General features: G+C 74.3%; 18 protein-coding genes. 9 read left to right on the forward strand and 9 right to left on the reverse strand.

From position 1 onward, the window contains the following. The first annotated feature begins 153 nt into the window (after positions 1 to 153). Positions 154 to 1,476, forward strand: a complete 1,323-nt coding sequence (locus QUG92_RS16330; protein ID WP_289459996.1) for a carboxylesterase family protein — start codon at positions 154 to 156, stop codon at positions 1,474 to 1,476. A gap of 99 nt (positions 1,477 to 1,575) precedes the next feature. Continuing rightward, positions 1,576 to 2,166 (forward strand): TetR/AcrR family transcriptional regulator, encoded by a 591-nt coding sequence (locus QUG92_RS16335; RefSeq protein ID WP_289459997.1) that lies wholly within the window; start codon positions 1,576 to 1,578, stop codon positions 2,164 to 2,166. Positions 2,167 to 2,202: 36 nt separating this feature from the next. Here QUG92_RS16335 and QUG92_RS16340 read toward each other — a convergent pair whose 3' ends face one another. Beyond that, entirely contained in the window at positions 2,203 to 2,970 is a 768-nt protein-coding gene (locus QUG92_RS16340; protein WP_289459998.1) for a DUF4184 family protein, read from the reverse strand. A gap of 37 nt (positions 2,971 to 3,007) precedes the next feature. Continuing rightward, complete coding sequence (locus QUG92_RS16345; RefSeq protein ID WP_289459999.1) at positions 3,008 to 4,291, reverse strand: alpha/beta hydrolase; 1,284 nt, start codon at positions 4,289 to 4,291, stop codon at positions 3,008 to 3,010. A gap of 295 nt (positions 4,292 to 4,586) precedes the next feature. Here QUG92_RS16345 and QUG92_RS16350 point away from each other — a divergent pair, with 295 nt between their 5' ends. Then, the gene (locus QUG92_RS16350) at positions 4,587 to 5,027 is read left to right on the forward strand and encodes an NUDIX hydrolase (protein ID WP_182045888.1); all 441 of its coding nucleotides are present in this window, start codon (positions 4,587 to 4,589) and stop codon (positions 5,025 to 5,027) included. 99 nt (positions 5,028 to 5,126) lie between these two features. Continuing rightward, positions 5,127 to 5,477 carry a hypothetical protein gene (locus tag QUG92_RS16355; protein ID WP_182045889.1) on the forward strand — a complete coding sequence of 117 codons (351 nt, stop codon included), beginning with the start codon at positions 5,127 to 5,129 and terminating at the stop codon, positions 5,475 to 5,477. 28 nt (positions 5,478 to 5,505) lie between these two features. On the opposite strand, the gene QUG92_RS16360 is transcribed toward QUG92_RS16355, so the two are convergent. Next, complete coding sequence (locus QUG92_RS16360) at positions 5,506 to 5,874, reverse strand: VOC family protein (protein WP_182045890.1); 369 nt, start codon at positions 5,872 to 5,874, stop codon at positions 5,506 to 5,508. A gap of 37 nt (positions 5,875 to 5,911) precedes the next feature. On the opposite strand from QUG92_RS16360, the gene QUG92_RS16365 reads away from it, so the two are divergent. Together QUG92_RS16365 and QUG92_RS16370 are read left to right on the forward strand one after the other, a co-directional pair. Next, positions 5,912 to 6,553, forward strand: coding sequence for a nucleoside/nucleotide kinase family protein (locus QUG92_RS16365; protein ID WP_289460000.1), 642 nt, complete (start codon positions 5,912 to 5,914; stop codon positions 6,551 to 6,553). Positions 6,554 to 6,595: 42 nt separating this feature from the next. After that, positions 6,596 to 7,429 carry an NmrA family NAD(P)-binding protein gene (locus QUG92_RS16370; RefSeq protein ID WP_289460001.1) on the forward strand — a complete coding sequence of 278 codons (834 nt, stop codon included), beginning with the start codon at positions 6,596 to 6,598 and terminating at the stop codon, positions 7,427 to 7,429. Between the two features lie 422 nt (positions 7,430 to 7,851). Here the strand turns inward: QUG92_RS16370 and QUG92_RS16375 are convergent, their stop codons facing one another. Then, positions 7,852 to 8,823 (reverse strand): helix-turn-helix transcriptional regulator, encoded by a 972-nt coding sequence (locus QUG92_RS16375; protein WP_289460002.1) that lies wholly within the window; start codon positions 8,821 to 8,823, stop codon positions 7,852 to 7,854. Between the two features lie 11 nt (positions 8,824 to 8,834). Continuing rightward, on the reverse strand, positions 8,835 to 9,788 hold the full coding sequence (locus QUG92_RS16380; RefSeq protein WP_289460003.1) for an AraC family transcriptional regulator: 954 nt from the start codon (positions 9,786 to 9,788) through the stop codon (positions 8,835 to 8,837). A 238-nt stretch (positions 9,789 to 10,026) separates the two neighbouring features. Between QUG92_RS16380 and QUG92_RS16385 the strand changes: the two genes are divergently transcribed. From QUG92_RS16385 to QUG92_RS16395, 3 genes are all read left to right on the forward strand, one after another. Beyond that, a complete protein-coding gene (locus QUG92_RS16385) occupies positions 10,027 to 10,245 on the forward strand; it encodes a hypothetical protein (protein WP_069712696.1) in 219 nt (72 codons plus the stop codon). Between the two features lie 78 nt (positions 10,246 to 10,323). Beyond that, a complete protein-coding gene (locus QUG92_RS16390) occupies positions 10,324 to 10,503 on the forward strand; it encodes a hypothetical protein (protein ID WP_069712697.1) in 180 nt (59 codons plus the stop codon). A gap of 70 nt (positions 10,504 to 10,573) precedes the next feature. Continuing rightward, positions 10,574 to 11,170, forward strand: coding sequence for a TetR/AcrR family transcriptional regulator (locus QUG92_RS16395; RefSeq protein ID WP_289460004.1), 597 nt, complete (start codon positions 10,574 to 10,576; stop codon positions 11,168 to 11,170). A 508-nt stretch (positions 11,171 to 11,678) separates the two neighbouring features. Here the strand turns inward: QUG92_RS16395 and QUG92_RS16400 are convergent. The 4 genes from QUG92_RS16400 to QUG92_RS16415 all read right to left on the reverse strand — a co-directional run bounded on the left by QUG92_RS16400 (position 11,679) and on the right by QUG92_RS16415 (position 15,794). Beyond that, complete coding sequence (locus QUG92_RS16400; RefSeq protein WP_182045896.1) at positions 11,679 to 12,950, reverse strand: MFS transporter; 1,272 nt, start codon at positions 12,948 to 12,950, stop codon at positions 11,679 to 11,681. Next, positions 12,947 to 13,609 carry an HAD hydrolase-like protein gene (locus tag QUG92_RS16405; protein WP_069712699.1) on the reverse strand — a complete coding sequence of 221 codons (663 nt, stop codon included), beginning with the start codon at positions 13,607 to 13,609 and terminating at the stop codon, positions 12,947 to 12,949. Before QUG92_RS16405 ends, QUG92_RS16400 begins: the two co-directional genes overlap by 4 nt. A 106-nt stretch (positions 13,610 to 13,715) precedes the next feature. Next, positions 13,716 to 14,411, reverse strand: coding sequence for an endonuclease NucS (gene nucS, locus QUG92_RS16410; RefSeq protein WP_069712700.1), 696 nt, complete (start codon positions 14,409 to 14,411; stop codon positions 13,716 to 13,718). 9 nt (positions 14,412 to 14,420) lie between these two features. After that, a complete protein-coding gene (locus tag QUG92_RS16415; RefSeq protein ID WP_289460005.1) occupies positions 14,421 to 15,794 on the reverse strand; it encodes an MFS transporter in 1,374 nt (457 codons plus the stop codon). Between the last annotated feature and the right edge of the window lie 97 nt (positions 15,795 to 15,891).

Genomic DNA, 15,891 nt, shown 5'->3' on the forward strand with positions numbered 1-15,891 from the left:
GCGGCTGGCGCTCGCGCCCCCCCCCGCGGCGCCCCGCGCGCCGGCCGCCGGCGGCGCGCGCCCCCCCCCCCCCCCCCGGGGGGGGGGGGGGGGGGGGGGCCGGCGGCCCCCGCGCCTCCCGTCCGTCCACTGGTTCCTGGGTACCGTGAACGGATGCTCCAGCCCGTCACCCGTCCCTTCGACACCCCTGCCGGCACGATCGAGGCGGTGGTCGACGGCGACGTGACCCGTGCGATGGGGATCCCCTACGCACGGGCGGCGCGCTTCGCGCCCCCGGAGCCGGAGCCGGCGTTCGCCGGACCGTTCCGCGCGGACACGCCGGCGCCCGTCCCGCCGCAGCCGACCGCGGTCCTCGTCGACCAGCTGCTGCCGCGGATGGACCACCTGCGGGTCGACGAGCACTGCCAGCGCCTCACCGTCACGGTGCCCTCCGACGTGGGTCCGGACGACCGGCTGCCCGTGATGGTCTGGATCCACGGCGGGTCGTACGTCCTGGGCGGCGGTGACCTGCCGATCCACGACGCGCACGACCTCGTCACCGAGCAGCGGGTCGTCGTGGTGACGGTGACCTACCGACTCGGCGTGCTCGGGTTCCTCGGTGACGGTGGGTCGGTGCCGGGCAACCTCGGGCTGCTCGACCTGGTCGAGGCGCTGCGCTGGGTGCAGCGGAACATCGCCGCGTTCGGCGGGGACCCCGGGACGGTCACCGTGTTCGGGCAGTCCGCCGGGGGCGACGCTGCCGCGCACCTGATGATCAGCGACGGGGCACGGGGACTCTTCCGTCGCGCGATCGTGCAGAGCGCGCCGCTCGGCCTGTCCCGCGGGCGGGCGCGCATGAACCGGGCGATGGTGCGGGCCGTGGGGACGGTGGCGGAGGACGCCCCGCTCGACACGGTCCTCGAGCGCCAGGAGCTGGCGGCGAAGGCCGGTGCGCGGTACGGGCTCGCCGGGGGCATGCCGTTCGGGACGCAGTACGGCTTCCCGCCCCTGCCCGCCGAGCGGGACACGGACCGGGCCTGGCGTGCGGTCGCCCCCGACGTCGACGTGCTCATCGGCTCGGGGTCCGACGAGGCGGGCACGTACGTGCCGCTCGTGCCCGGCCTCGGGAGGGCGGCACGGTCGCGACTCGTGCGACCCCTGCTGCGCTGGCTGCTCGTCCGACCGCTGACCGAGGTGATCTACGGGCGCGACGCCCGCCGGTTCGCCCGACGGCACCGGGCGGCCGGCGGACGGGCGACCGTCTACCGGCTGCTGCGGCACCCGTCGGTGGTGCCGGTGGGCGCCGTCCACATGAGCGACCTGCCGCTGCTGCTCGGCGGTCGGGAGGTGTGGGGCGGCAGCCGCTTCGTCCCCGAGCGCGACCTGCCCGAGGTCGAGCGGCGCGGGCGAGCCTTCCGCGCGGTGTGGGCGGAGTTCGCCCGGACGGGCACCGTGACGGCGCCGGACGACGAGACGCTCGTGTTCGACCGGGGCTGACCGGGTACGGCGGGAGCGCCCGCGTCGCCTCGGACGCGGGTCGGTGACGCCCCCGAACGGGCGGTCGCGGTGGTCCGCGCGCCCGTGCAGGATCGACGCATGCCCGAGAGCGACGTCGACCTCCGCGCCCGCATCGTCCGCGGTGCCGCCGACGCGTACCGGGCGACGGACTTCCACCAGGTCGGGCCAGCCGAGGTCGCGGCGCACGCCGGGGTCACCGTCGACGAGGTCCGGCGGGCCTTCCCGTCGTGGGACCTGCTCGTCGTCGCGGTGGTCGACCGCTGGAGCAACGGCGGGCGACGGGCCACCTGGAGCGTGGCGGAGCGGCACGGTGCGGTCGCGTACCTGCGCGCACGCCTGGAGGACGGGCAGCGCGAGCCCGGGCTCGTGCGGCTCCGGATCGCCCTGCTGAGCGCCGCCTCCGCACCGGGGCACCCGGCGTCCGGGTGGTTCCGACACCAGTACACGAAATCGTTCGAGGACGTCGCCCTCGCCCTCGTGCGCGACGTCGTCGCCGGACGGGAGACGCGGGGCACCTCGCCGCGGCACGCCGCCGAGCAGCTCGTCGCGCTCTTCGAGGGGCTGCAGCTGCAGGCGATGCTCCTCGACGGGACGGACCTGCTCGCCGGCTGGGACCGGGCCGTCGCGCGCATGCGGGCGGGTTGGGCCGGCGCGGCCGTCACGGCCTGAGCACATTCCGGTGGGCGTCCGCCTCGTCGCGTCCTGCTAGCGGGCCTCCCGCTCCGTCCCGCGACCGGTCCACCGGTGGTTCGTGAGGAGGACCACCGCCCCCGCGACGAGCGCGACCGCGACGAGGGTCGGCACGCGGAAGGCCAGCGCCGTGACGACGTCCGTCGCACCGCCGCCGGCCAGCACGACCCGGACCCCGACGACGAGGGCGGCGCCGACGACCCCGACGAGGGCGACCACCGGCACCGCGACCTCGACCCTGCCGAGTGGACGGACCGCACGGGCCTCGGCCCGACGCCACCACACCACCGCGGCGACGAGCAACGCGAGCAGCCCGAGCACGCTCGACGCGTCCTGCAGGAGGAACGGCAGCGGGTACGTGCCGACGGTCGCGTCCCGGAGCGCCGGCCAGGCGCGCACCACGAACCCCGACTCGTGCGTGAAGCCGTCCCACAGGACGTGCGTCACGCTCCCGAGCACGCAGCCGACGAGCACGGGGACGACGTCGCGGAAGGTGAGGGTCGGACGCCGGTGCCACGCCGCGGGCAGCCGTCGCCGTGCGGCCGGCACGACCGGCGTCCAGGCCGGGCGGACGAGGAACCACCACGCCGCGAGCACCACGAGGGAGACGGCGAGGTCGATCGTCACGACGCCCCACCAGGAGTGTGCCGCGTCGTACGGCGGCAGGAACGGCGCGAAGAGCACGGCGTCGGGCGCCATCGACCCGACCGCGACGGCGGCGACCGGCAGGGGCAGCCGACGCACGCCCAGGGCGACGACCGCGTGGCTCACGGTGAAGGGCACGGTCGGGTCCTCGTCCTCGTCCTCGTCATCGTCCTGGTCATCGGGCCAGGTGCGTCCGGTGCATGAACCACACGACGCCCTCGGCCAGGGCGACACCGGCGGTGTGCCAGTCGTGTCCACCATCCTCGACCACCCGTTCGGTCACGGTGACCCCGGCGGCACGGGCGGCGGCCGCGACCCGGGGCACGACCGGCCCGTAGCGGGTGTCGTCGGCACCCGCTGCGATGAACGCCGCGGAGTCGGGGTAGGGCGCGTGCTCGGCGAGCACCCGGAGGGGTTGTGCCGCCCGGAAGGCTGCACTGTCGCCGCGGAAACCCCTCGTGATGGTGTCGTCACGATCGCGCAGCACCGGTCCGAGCTGCCCGGAGACGTCGATCCACGAGCCGAAGCGGTCCGGCCGTCCGGCCCCGAGCTGCAGGGCGCAGGTGCCGCCCTGCGAGAACCCCGAGACCGCCCAGTCGGCGCCGTCGGTCGCCGCGTGCAGGTGCGCCTGCACCCACGCCGGGACGTCCCGAGTCAGGTAGGTCGCGCTGTTGCCGAGCGGACCGTCGACGCACATCGGGTTGTTCGTCGCCTCGGCGAGCTGGTCCGGCATCACCACGATCGGGGCGAGCCCGTGGTGCCGCCGTGCGACCTCGTCGAGCCGGTCCGCCATGCGTCCGGCCTCGAGGATGTTCGCCGGGGCCGCTCCCGGGCCCTGCCCGGACAGCATCACGACGACGGGGAGTTCCGGGGCGTGGTCGACCAGTGCGGCCGGCGGCAACCACATGAGCGCCGGACGCGCGCGGAAGTGCGACACCGTCCCGGGGATCCGCACCGAACCGTACCGACCGTGTGCGGGCAGGTCGTGCGGCGGCCGCCAGTCCGAGGCGTCGGCGAGCCGAGGCCCGGGGTGCGGGTCCATGGGCAGCCGGAGTGCCGGCACGTGGGACTCGCCCAGCGCGTCCGCGATCGTCGGGAAGAGTCCCGCGTCGCGGTTCACCGCGAGTCCGCCCGAGACGAGCGCGAGCGGCACCAGCAGGACCGCCACCGTCCGGGCGAGCAGGCGTCCGCGCACGAGCCCGACCACCGCGACGGCGAGCAGGGCGCACACGACCCCGGTCCACACCCGGTCGACCCAGGTGGGCGGGATGCCGAGCACGTCCAGCACGTCGCCGAGGAACCACGACAGCAGCGTCCCGAGCAGCGCGCCCGCGACGACCGCCACCGCGATCCACCGCCACGACCGGCGCACCGCGGCGGCGACGACCACCGCGGCCAGCAGGGTCACCGCGTACAGCGGCAGGAGCACGTGGGCGGAGAGGAGCGGCAGGGTCGTCACGGGTGGTTCCGGCGGTCGGGGCCCTCCCGGGTGCCGGCGGCGGGGGACGGGCGGGAGCGGCGTCGTCCCGCGACCGTAGCGAGCGGAGGTGTCCCCACGGCCCCGGGATCGAGCTTCCTCGGCGCCTTCCCGGCTGACCCTGAGCAGGCCCGCACCGAACGTGGCCGGGTGACGGGACCGCCGTGTCCGGTCGGCCACCGATCGGCGGCCGACGGTGGACGGGACCGGGGGCTCCTGCCCGGCGTCAGCGGCGCGTCTGGGAGCCGCCGACGGTCCGTGCTGGCAGGGTCGGCGGATGGAGTACACGGACTACGACACCCGGCTCGCCGCCTACGCGGTGGTCACCGAGGGCGACCGCGTGCTCCTCGCCCGCCTGCGCGTCCCCGAGGCCGGGACGTGGACGCTCCCCGGCGGCGGGGTCGAGTTCGACGAGACCGTCGAGCAGGCCGTCGTGCGCGAGGTCCTCGAGGAGACCGGGTACGAGGCCACCTGCGGCCCCCTGCTCGGCGTGCGGCACCACATCGTGCCGAAGGAGCGCCGGATGCACGACAACGGTCGGCCGATGAAGGCGGTGCAGGTGGTCTTCCGGGCGACCGTCACCGGCGGCACCCTGCGCAACGAGACCGACGGCTCGACGGACGAGGCCGCGTGGGTGCCGGTCGCGGAGCTGCCCCGTCGTCGGCACGGGCTGCTCGTCCCGATCGCCCTCGGCTGGGCGGGGGCCCTGCGCGCCTGAGCGCGGTCCCCCGCCCGTCCCGCTGCCGATCGCCCGGACCACTGACCGCTGAGGGCCCCCGGGTACCCTCGGCGGCGTGACGAACCGAGGAGGACGGACGTGAGCGGTGCTGCCACCGACCTGTCCGCGCGCCTCTGGGACGAACGCGACGTGCTCGGGCGTCTGGTCCTCGCGGTCGACGACGCGGCCCGCGCCGACCCCCTGCTCGACCGGTTGCAGACGCTGCGCCTCGAGCAGGATGTCCTCGTGCACGCCCTCGCCGAGCAGTGGGGGGCCGCCCCGGACACCGCCACGCTCCGGACCCTGGAACGCGTCGCGCCACCGCCGTGGGACCTGCTCCTGCCGGACCACCTGGCGGCGCTGACGACGCTGACGGCCGAGCTCGACGGCATCGTGCCCGTCGGTCCGGTCGGGGACCGGTGGGACCGCCTGCGGTCCGCCCCGCGCTGAACCGGATCGGGCGCCGGTCCCGGCCGCTTCAGGACTCGAGCACGCTGAGCACGTTGCCCGACGGGTCCGTGAACCAGGCGATGAGCGGGCCGCCCCGTCGGTTCACGCCCCGCTCGTCGGTGACGCCCTCGTACCGGAGGAACGCGACCCCCTTCGCCGTGAGCTCGTCGACCGCGGCGTCGACGTCCGGCACGGGGAAGTTCAGCACCGTGAAGGACGCCGGTTCGTGCGCCGGACCCTTCGGGTACACCAGCACCCCGGGACCGTCGCCGACCTCGAGCACGAGCATGCCGTGGTCCTCGCGGACGGGGAGCCCGAGCACGCCCTCGTAGAAGGCCCGGGCCTCGGGCACGTCACGGACCGAGAACCCGCTGAACGCCGTCGTCGCGTCGACCATGCGGCCAGTGAACCACCCGGCCTGCGAGGATGGACGCGTGACCGGTACCGAGCTGTCCGTCGACGACGCCGTCGACCGGGCCGTCGCGCTCGCCGCAGCACCGGGGCGGACGGTCCTCGGCATCACCGGTGCGCCCGGCGCGGGCAAGTCGACCCTCGCCCGGCGGATCGTCGCCGCCGTCGACGCCGCCCACGGCACCGGGACGGCCGTGCAGGTGCCGATGGACGGCTTCCACCTGGCGAACGCGGCACTCGACGCCCTCGGTCGTCGTGGTCGGAAGGGCGCGGTCGACACGTTCGACGCCGGCGGGTACGTCGCGCTCGTGCGTCGCCTGGTGGCCGCGGACGAGGACGTCGTCTGGGCCCCGGACTTCGACCGTCGCGTCGACGAACCCGTGGCCGGGAGCATCCCCGTGCCCCGTTCGACCCGGCTCGTGGTCACCGAGGGCAACTACCTGCTCGACGCCGACGAGCCCTGGTCGGCGCTGCCGAGCCTGTTCGCCGAGACCTGGGCGTGCGTCGTCGACGACCGGGTCCGCGTCGACCGCCTGGTCGGGCGGCACATGCGCCACGGACGCGACCACGAGGCGGCCCGCAGCTGGGCGCTCGAGGTCGACGGCGTGAACGCGGCGAGGGTCGCGACCACGGTGACCCGTGCCTCCCGGACGGTCCGGACCTGACCTGACCCGACCCACCAGCCCGCCGACACGACAGGAGCGACCATGACCATCGCCATCACCGGGGCCACCGGCAACATCGGCGGCGCCGTCGCCCGCGCGCTCGCCGCGGCGAGCACACCCGTCCGCCTGCTCGTCCGCGACGCGTCCCGGGCACCGGACCTCCCCGGCGCGGAGGTCGCGGTGGCGTCCTTCGCCGACGCGGGCGCCAGCCGTGCCGCGCTCGAGGGCGTGGACCTGCTCCTCATGGTCTCCGGCGCCGAGGCGCGGGACCGTCTCGACCAGCACCGCACCTTCGTGGCGGCGGCCGCCGACGCCGGCGTCGGGCACGTCGTCTACACGTCCTTCGTCGGCGCGGCGCCGGACGCGACGTTCACGCTGGGTCGGGACCACTGGGCGACCGAGCGGGCGATCGAGGAGTCGGGCGCGGCGCACACCTTCCTGCGGGACTCGTTCTACCTGGACTTCGTCGAGGACCTGGTCGGCGAGGACGGTGTGATCCGCGGGCCGGCGGGGGTCGGTGCGATGGCCGCGGTCGCCCGGGCGGACGTCGCACGGGTCGCCACCGAGGTGCTGCTCCACCCGGAGGAGCACCGTGACCGCACCTACGAGCTGACCGGACCCGAGGCGATCACCCTCGCGCAGGCCGCCGCCACCGTGTCCGAGGTCCGCGGCCGTGCGGTCACGTACCACCCGGAGTCGGTGGAGGAGGCGTACGCGTCGCGGGCGCGGTGGAACCCGGAGCCCTGGCAGGCGGACGCCTGGGTGAGCACGTACACCGCGATCGCCGAGGGTGCGCTCGCGCACGTGTCGACGGACGTCGAGCGCGTGACCCGTCGACGTCCGCTGTCCCTGCGCGAGGTCCTGCAGGCCGGCTGACCAGGCGAGGGAGAACGATCGTTCTTCCCGCGTTGTGGGTCTCGTGGTACCCGCCGACGAGGTGGTCGACTGTGCGGGTGTCCGGCGCTCGCGCCGGGATCGCTGCAGCCCTCCGGGGCGGCGGTCGACGTGTCTGGCTGTGTTCGGGTCACAGCCAGGCACCGCACCCAGGCACCGCACCCAGCGGCCGGCCAGACGCCTGTCCGGATGACGCACGCACCTGGGAGCGCCCCCGACCGCGCCTCGTAGTGTCGTCGGCGCTACTCCGCGCCGTACCCTGCGCGGAAGCCCGGATCCCTGTTCCCGGGCTGGTCTCGTCTCACCCAGCGTCGGACCCGACGGCGCCGTAGCGCGAGGGTGCCCGCCCGTGACCCGAACACCTACGGGCACCCTCGCAACCCCCGACCGGTGGTCGGTCCTGGTCAGGCGTGCCGCTCCCGGGCGGCTCGGAGCGTCTCGCCCGGGAGCTCGCCGAACTCCTCGCGGTACGCACCCGAGAACCGGCCGAGGTGCGTGATCCCGACGGACCGCGCGACGTCCGCGACCGCGGCGTGCTGTCCGGTCTCGAGCTGCTGCCGGGCCATCAGGAGCCGGACGCTCCGCAGGTAGGCCATGGGGGTGGTGCCGTGGATGCGCTGGAACGCGCTCTGCAGTCCGCGGACGCTCATGCCCGCGGCCGCGGCGACGTCGTCGACGGAGATGCGCTCGGCGACGTGGTCGAGGAGGAACGTCTCGGCGTCGGCGAGCCCGGCGTGGGCGGTCCGCGGTGCGTCGACCCGCGCTGGCCAGTGCGGGATCGCGGTGAGCAGGCCCGCAGCGGCCATCGCGGCGAGCTCGTGCTCGCGTGCCAGGGAGACCTCGCCCGTGGTGCCGAGGATCTCCGCGGCGACGGTGCGGACCATCAGCCACCACGCGGCGAGCGGTGCCCCGTCCGGGATGTGGTTCGGCTCGAACTCGAGCGGCCCCGGCTCCCACCCGCCGCGCTCGGCGGCGACGCGCTCGACGACCTCACGGTCGATGCGCAGGACGTCCTTCTGGAACCGGTCCCACTGCACCTGCTGGCGACCGGGCGAGTACAGGACCGGACGACCGATCGGCAGCTGCTGGCCACCCACCACGGCGTGGCCGGCCTTCAACCAGACCAGGACGATCGCAGCGGTCGCGTCGACCTCGCCGCGCACCGTGCCGGTGCAGCTGGTCGACTCGAGGGTCAGCAGCGGCGTGCCGGTCAGGGTCTCCTCGAACGTGAAGTCGCTGCTGCCGGTCACCTCGAGGCCGCGCACCAGGAAGGTGTGCAGGATCGCGTTCCGGGCGGTCGCGGCGTCGCGGGTCCGCGTCACGAGGCGCGTCCGCGCGATGGTGGCGGCGACCGGGTCGTCGTCGTGGTCGTGCATGCGTCCGTTCCTCAGCTGCGGCGGAGGGTGTCGCGGGGGTACTCCCCGTGCTGTTCGGCGTAGGAGGCGGAGAACCGACCGGCGTGCGCGAAGCCCCAGTGCCGCGCGACGACGGCGATGTTCGTCGTCGCCGGGTCGCCGGCGAGCAGCGCGTCCCGCACCCGGTCGAGCCGGACGTGCCGGATGTACCCGTTCGGGCTCATCGCGACGGTGCGCTGGAAGGCGTGCTGCAGGGCACGGAGGCTGAGGTTCGCGACCGAGGCCACGTCGGCCGTGGTGATCGGCAGGTGGGCGTGCTCGTGCACGTACTCCACGGCGGTGCGGACGTGGCTGTTCTTCGGCAGCAGCAGGTCGGCCGGCAGCGACGCGGAGACCACCGGGTACAGCTCGAGCAGGGCGAGCGCCCCCAGTCGGCCCATCTCGGCCTGCAGGAGCGGTGACGCCTGACGGTCCATCACCGTGTGGGAGATGAGCTGCACGCTGCTGCGCCACACCTGCAGGGCCCGGTCGTCCGGTCGGACCGTGTGGTCGAGTCGCAGGGCACCTGGTGCCGTGCCGCGCTCGCCCGCCACGGTCTCGAGCGCCGCACGGTTCACCTGGACGATGCGCTGGTCGTAGTCGTCGTACGAGAACACCGCACCCTGCTGCGGCCAGAGCTGCGGCCGACCGGGCTCCATCCGGACCTGGTCGTCACCGGTGCCGATCGTCGCGGTGCCCTTCGTCGTCCACTGCACGACGAAGTCCTCGGACGGGGTCATCACGCCGTCGAGGTGTCCGTCGAACCGGATCGTCCGGAGCGTCATGGAACGGTCGCCGACCGCGGTGTACCGGAACGAGAACGGCTGCCGGGTCTGGTCGGCACTCCACTGCTGGCCCGCGTACGCCTCGGCGAGGAAGTCGCGAGCGACATCGAGGTCGGTGCTCTGCGTCGCTTCCTGGACACGGGTCGGGTTCGGGTCATCCATGGGGTGGCAGCAGTGTGCCGGAGGAACCGGGCAGCGGCCGACCAGTATCCGGAACCCGTCAGGATCTGACCCATCCAGCGCCGACCGATCCAGCCACATCCGCTATCCGACGGCGCCGCATCCGCTATCCGACGAGCTCGTCGCCGAGGGTCGCGGGCGTCGCCACCCGCGCCGTACGGTCGGACCACCGCCCGACGCCACTCCCGATCCGGCGCCGAGCAGAACGAGGGACACCCCCATGACCACCATCACCGCCACCGACCTCCAGGTCGCGCCGACGACCGCGCACGACGCCGTGTCGCTCCGTCGCCGTCGCCGTCCGGCACAGCGCAGCCCCTTCACCGAGGTCCTCGAGGCGCGTCGGCAGCACACCCTGCAGGTGGCAGCCGTGAGTTCCGGCATCCTGTCCGTCACCGTCGCGGCCTCCGCGGCGATCATCCTCACCCTCTCCGCATGAGCGCCCTGCTCGCGCACGACGACCTGGCCACCCAGGCCATCGACATGACCGCCCTCCTCGCAGAACAGGACCGAACCGATGCGTGACCGCCACGACCTCGCCGCCCTCCGCCAGGACCCCACCGAGTGGCACCGCCGCGGCATGACCGCCCCGGCGGAGCTCGACCGGATGATCTCCGAGCGCCTCGGGGCGCAGTTCTCCAGCACCGCCCGCTCCGCCTTCGAACCGTCCTACGCGGACTTCTTCACCGCGGCCTGATCCCGGCCGCGCCCGACCCGGGTGCCGGTCAGCACCCCGATCGGACCCCGCACAACGGACACGTCACACCATGACCCTCCTCACCCTCACGCCCTCCCACCGCGAGACCGACGTGCAGCGCGCCGCCTCCGGTGCCGCCGACGCCCTCTTCACCGAGCGCGGTGTCATCCCGGTCACCCTCGAGGAGGTCGCGGACCGCGCGGGGCTGACCCTCGCCGAGCTCACCGCCGCCTACCCGACCAAGCGCGAGCTGGTCGTCGCCGTGCTCCAGCGGTGGCACGGGGCCTGGCGCCGGGCGCTGGACCGGATCGCGTCGGCCGAGAGCGACCCGCGTGACGAGGTCCTCGCGATCTTCGGGTACCTCGAGGAGTGCTTCGAGGACGAGGGGTGGCGCGGCTGCGCCTTCATCAACGGCCACGCGGAGCTCGGTCGGCAGGATCCGGGCGTCGCCGAGCTCGCGCGTGAGCACTTCCTCGACGTCCAGCGGCACCTCACGCTCGTCTGCGAGCGGGGCGCGATGCCGGCGCACATCGCGCAGGGCCTGTCGCTCCTGATCGAGGGCGCGCGCGTCGAGTCCGCCGTCCAGCGGTCCGCGCAGCCGGCGCGCTCCGCTCGGCTGGCCGCCGCCGTGCTCATGTCGGTCTACGAGTCGCGTCCGACCTTCTGAGGCCGCGGGCGCGCGGTCGTTGGCTCGTGGCGCGGCGCGCTCCCGCACCACGGAAGGCCCGTCGCGCCGCGTGATCTCGTGGCGCGACGCGCTCCTCGTCGTGCACGTGCTGCTGCCGGCTGCGCGGGCTGCGGGCTGCGCGGCTGTGGGGCTCCGGCCGGGAGGCTCGGCGCACGTCCGCCTCGGCGGCGCGCGGTGACCCCGTGGTGCGGCGCGCTTCCGCACCACTGCAGGCACGTCGCGCCGCGTGATCTCGTGGCGCGAGGTGCTCCCGGTTGTGCACGCGCCCGCCGGCTGCGGTCGTTCCGGCCGGGAGGCTCGGTGCGCGTCCGTCACGGCGGCGCGCGGTGATCCCGTGGTGCGGCGCGCTCCCGCACCACTGCAGGCACGTCGCGCCGCGTGATCTCGTGGCGCGAGGTGCTCCCGGTTGTGCACGCGCGAACCGAACACGCGCCCGCGTGCGCCGCGCCCCGCGACAGCGCCCCGCGCCGCAACCGCAGCGCCCGCGTCAGTCGACGCGACGCGCCGCGATCGTCCCCGCGACGCCGAGCGTCAGCACGGCGACGAGCACGACGAGCAGGGGTGCTGTCCAGTTCCCGGTCGCACCGTGCAGGGACCCGGCGACGAGCGGCCCCGCCGAGCCGATGAGGTACCCGCCGCCCTGCACGAACGCGGACATCCGCCGGGCGTCGTCGTCGCTCGTCACGATCCGGACGATCACGATGAAGATGACCGTGATGCCCCCGCCCTGCGCGGCCCCGCCGAGGATCGACCAGAGCAGCCAGAGCTGCGGTGCGAACAGCAGCCCGAGCGGCATCGCGAGCCACAGGAAGCCCACCAGGGCGATGATCCCGCGCGGCCGGAACCGGGTCGCGAGCACCGGGACCCCGAGTGCGCCGACGACCGCCATGATCTGGAACACCGACGAGCTCGCGCCGGACGACTCGGCCGAGAAGCCGATCTCGTCGTGCAGCAGCGTCGGGATCCACGCCGTGAGCGCGTAGTACGAGAACGCCTGCCCGCCGAAGGCCAGCGTCAGCCCCCAGGTGATGAGCCGTCGGGCCGGTCGTACCGGCTCGGCCGCGGCACCGGCCCGCGGGGCGGACGCGACGGTACGGATCGACCCGGTCTCGGTCAGCAGCTCGACGGGCCCCGTGGCCGCGACGGGCTCGTGGTGCAGCGGCCGGAGCCACGCGGCCCGGGCGCCGACGGTGTACGTCCACGCGAGTCCGGCGACGACGGCGAAGACCGCCCACACGGCGATCGCGACGGGCCAGCCCCACGCGGCGGCGATCGGCGCGGTGCCGAGCGAGGTGATCATCGAACCGACGTTGAGCGCCGACGTGTACACGCCCGTGACGATGCCGACGCGCTCGGGGGAGGTGTCCCGCCGGATGACCACCGGGACGACCACGTTGCCGATCGTGATGCCGATGCCGATCACCGCGGTGCCGACGAGCAGCGCGGCCGACGACGGCAGCGACCGCACGACCGTGCCCACGAGCACGATGAGGAGCGAGAGCGAGACCGCCCGCTCGGGGTCGGCCTTCGCGATGACCCAGCTCGCGAACGGCGTCGCGAGCGAGAAGCACAGCACCGGGATCGTCGTGAGGAGCCCGGCGATCGTCGCGGTGAGCCCGAGGTCGACCCGGATTTCGCCGATCACCGGCGCCGGCGCGACGATCGGGCCGCGGAAGTTCAGGGCGATGAGGACGATCGCGGCGGGCAGCAGCCAGGCGGCCCCGCGGAGTCCGCGGCGGACCGCGGTGCCGTCCGTCACGAGGCGGGCAGCAGGATCGGCAGCAGGTCGAGCGGGGTCGCGGCCTGCGCCACGGTCCCCTCGGCCTCGGACGGGGCACCGTAGCCCCACTCGGCGAAGACCACCGGGACGCCGTGCACGCGGGCGCCCTCGACGTCGTGCAACCGGTCGCCGACCAGCACCGGGCGGCTGACGTCGTGGCCAGCAGCCTCCAGGCGGCGCAGGGCCTCGGCGACGACGTCGGCCTTGGCGCTGCGGACCTCGTCGTCGCTGGCGCCGGTGACGAAGTCGATGTACCGCGTCAGGCCGTAGTGGTCGAGGATGACGGTCGCCGGGGTCTCGGGCTTGCTCGTCGCGGTCGAGATCGGCAGCCCGGCCTCGTGCAGGGTGCGGAGGACCACGTCGATCCCGGGGAACATCGCCGAGTCGAGCGCGCCGCGGGACAGGTAGTGCTCGCGGTAGACGGCGAGCGTGTGCTCCGCCTGCGCGTCGTCCATGCCCATCGCGGTCCGGAAGGTGTCCATGATCGGCGGGCCGACGAACGACATCAGCGTCGCGTGGTCGGGCACGGGCACGCCGACCGTCCGGAAGGTGTGCGTCATGCTCTCGAGGATCCCCGGAGCGGAGTCACTGATGGTGCCGTCGAGGTCGAACAGGATGGCGGTGTACGGGCGCGTCATGTCCTGCTCAGCCTAGTCGGGGCGGTGGCGGCGACCACGGGACGGCCGCAGCGGGGTGGCGGACCGCAGCCGCGCCTCCCGGCCGGACGTCAGAACCGGCCGGACGTCAGAAGAGGCGGGTGTGCCCGCCCTCGATGCCGCGCATCGCGTCGTAGTCGAGCACCAGGACGCGGATGCCGCGGTCCTCGGCGAGGGTGCGCGCCTGCGGTGCCACCGTCTGCGCGGCGAGCACGCCCTGCACCGGACGGAGGTGCGGGTCGCGGTTCATGAGCTCGAGGTACCGGGTGAGCTGCTCGACGGCGTCGATGTTCGCGTTGCGCTTCATCTCGACCGCGACGCTCGCCCCCGCGTCGTCGCGCGCCAGGATGTCGACCGGTCCGATGGCCGTCATGTACTCGCGGCGGACGAGCGTGTGCCCGTCACCGAGGAGCTCGATCTGCTCCGCGAGGAGCTGCTGCAGGTGCGCCTCGACGCCGTCCTTGACCAGGCCGGGGTCGGTGCCGAGGTCGTGGCTCTCGTCGGCGAGGACCTCGTACAGGCTCACGATGAGCTTGTCCTGCGTCTTCTTCTGCGTGACCGTCCACACCTGCGTGATGCCGGCACTTGCCTGCTCCTCGTCGGGCTCGCCGATCTCGACGGAGCACGGCGGGCTCATCCAGTTCAGCGGCTTGTAGCTGCCACCGTCGGAGTGGACGAGCAGCGAGCCGTCCGCCTTGAGCATGAGCAGGCGGGTCGCGAGCGGCAGGTGGGCCGACAGGCGTCCGGCGTAGTCGACGGAGCAGCGGGCGATGACGAGACGCACCCGGCGATCCTAACGGTCGGTGTGCGCTCCGGCGTCCGTCGGCTCGGCCTGGAGGCGCGGGGCACGCCCGTCGACGGTCGTCCCGTCCGTCCCGTGGTCACCGTCCGTCCCGTGGTCACCGTCCGACCCGTGGTCGCCCCCGTCCCGCCGCGCGCGTCGACGCCGCAGGGTCTCGGCCGCCGCGCCCGTCTCGCGGGCTGCGCCCGACGCCAGGCCGGCCGCGATGATGAACACGAACACCACGAGCAGTGCGCCGAGCAGGCCGATGTGCTCGCCGAGGAAGCCGATGAGCGGGGGGCCGGCCAGGAACGCCACGTAGCCGATCGTCGCCACCGCGCTGACCTTGAGCGCCGCCGAGCGGGGGTCGTCGGCCGCGGCGGACATGCCCATCGGGAAGCCGAGGCTGGCACCGAGGCCCCAGAGCACCACGCCGACGATCGCGATCGGGACGACGTCCACGAAGATGAGCATGCCGAGGCCCACGACGGCGACGATCGCGCTCGCCCGGAGCACCGGCACCCGGCCGAACCGGTCGATGAGCGGGCTGCCGGCGATGCGTCCCGCGGTCATCGCCGCGAGGAAGACCGTGAGCACCGCGGAACCGGCCGCGTTGTCGAGCCCGTGCCCGTCGATCATCGCGAGGGGCAGCCAGTCGTTGGCGGAGCCCTCGGCCAGCGCCATGCCGAGCACGATCACGCCGATGAGGATCGTCGACGGCTGCGCCCAGACCTGCCAGCGCGTGAGCTGCACGGGCGTCGGGCTCGTGGCGGTGGACTCGTGCTCCTCGTACCGGTGCTCGTCGCCGAAGCGCGACGCGGCCGCGAGCATGACCAGGCAGACCACGACCCCGAGGACCGCGAAGTGCAGCACGACGGGCACCTCGAGGGCTTCGGTCAGTGCGCCGAGACCGGCACCCGCGAGCGTCCCGACGCTGAAGGCCGCGTGGAACAGCGGCATGATCGTGCGGCCGCCGGCCTTCTCGGCGGCGGCGCCGGAGACGTTCATCGAGACGTCGACCAGGCCGTTGCCGAAGCCGAAGGCGATCAGGCCGACCCAGATGGCCGCGAAGCCCCAGCCGTACGTGACGGCGAAGCCGGCGAAGACCAGACCGACGGCCAGGCACACGGACGCGACCTGCACGCCCCGACGGGCGCCGACCTTCGACACGATGTGCCCGGCGAACGTCAGGCCACCGATGGAGCCGACGGCCATGCCGAGGACGAGCAGACCCATCTCGAACGTCGTCGCGCCGAGCGAGTCACGGACGCTCGGGATCCGGCCGAGCCAGGTCGCGATGGCGAGCCCGGAGAGCGTGAAGGCCACGAAGACCGCGGTGATCCACACCCGGGTCGTCGGGGCGGTGCGGGTGGACGTCGTCGTCATGTCGGTTCCGGTCTCGTGCTGATGGTGGCTGCTGCCGTGCGGTCGCGGTGCGTCCCGGCGGCTGTCGAATCGATTCGACCGCTCGGTGTGACTACGC

It is taken from the genome of Curtobacterium citri, assembly GCF_030362955.1.
GTDB classification, from domain to species: domain Bacteria; phylum Actinomycetota; class Actinomycetes; order Actinomycetales; family Microbacteriaceae; genus Curtobacterium; species Curtobacterium citri.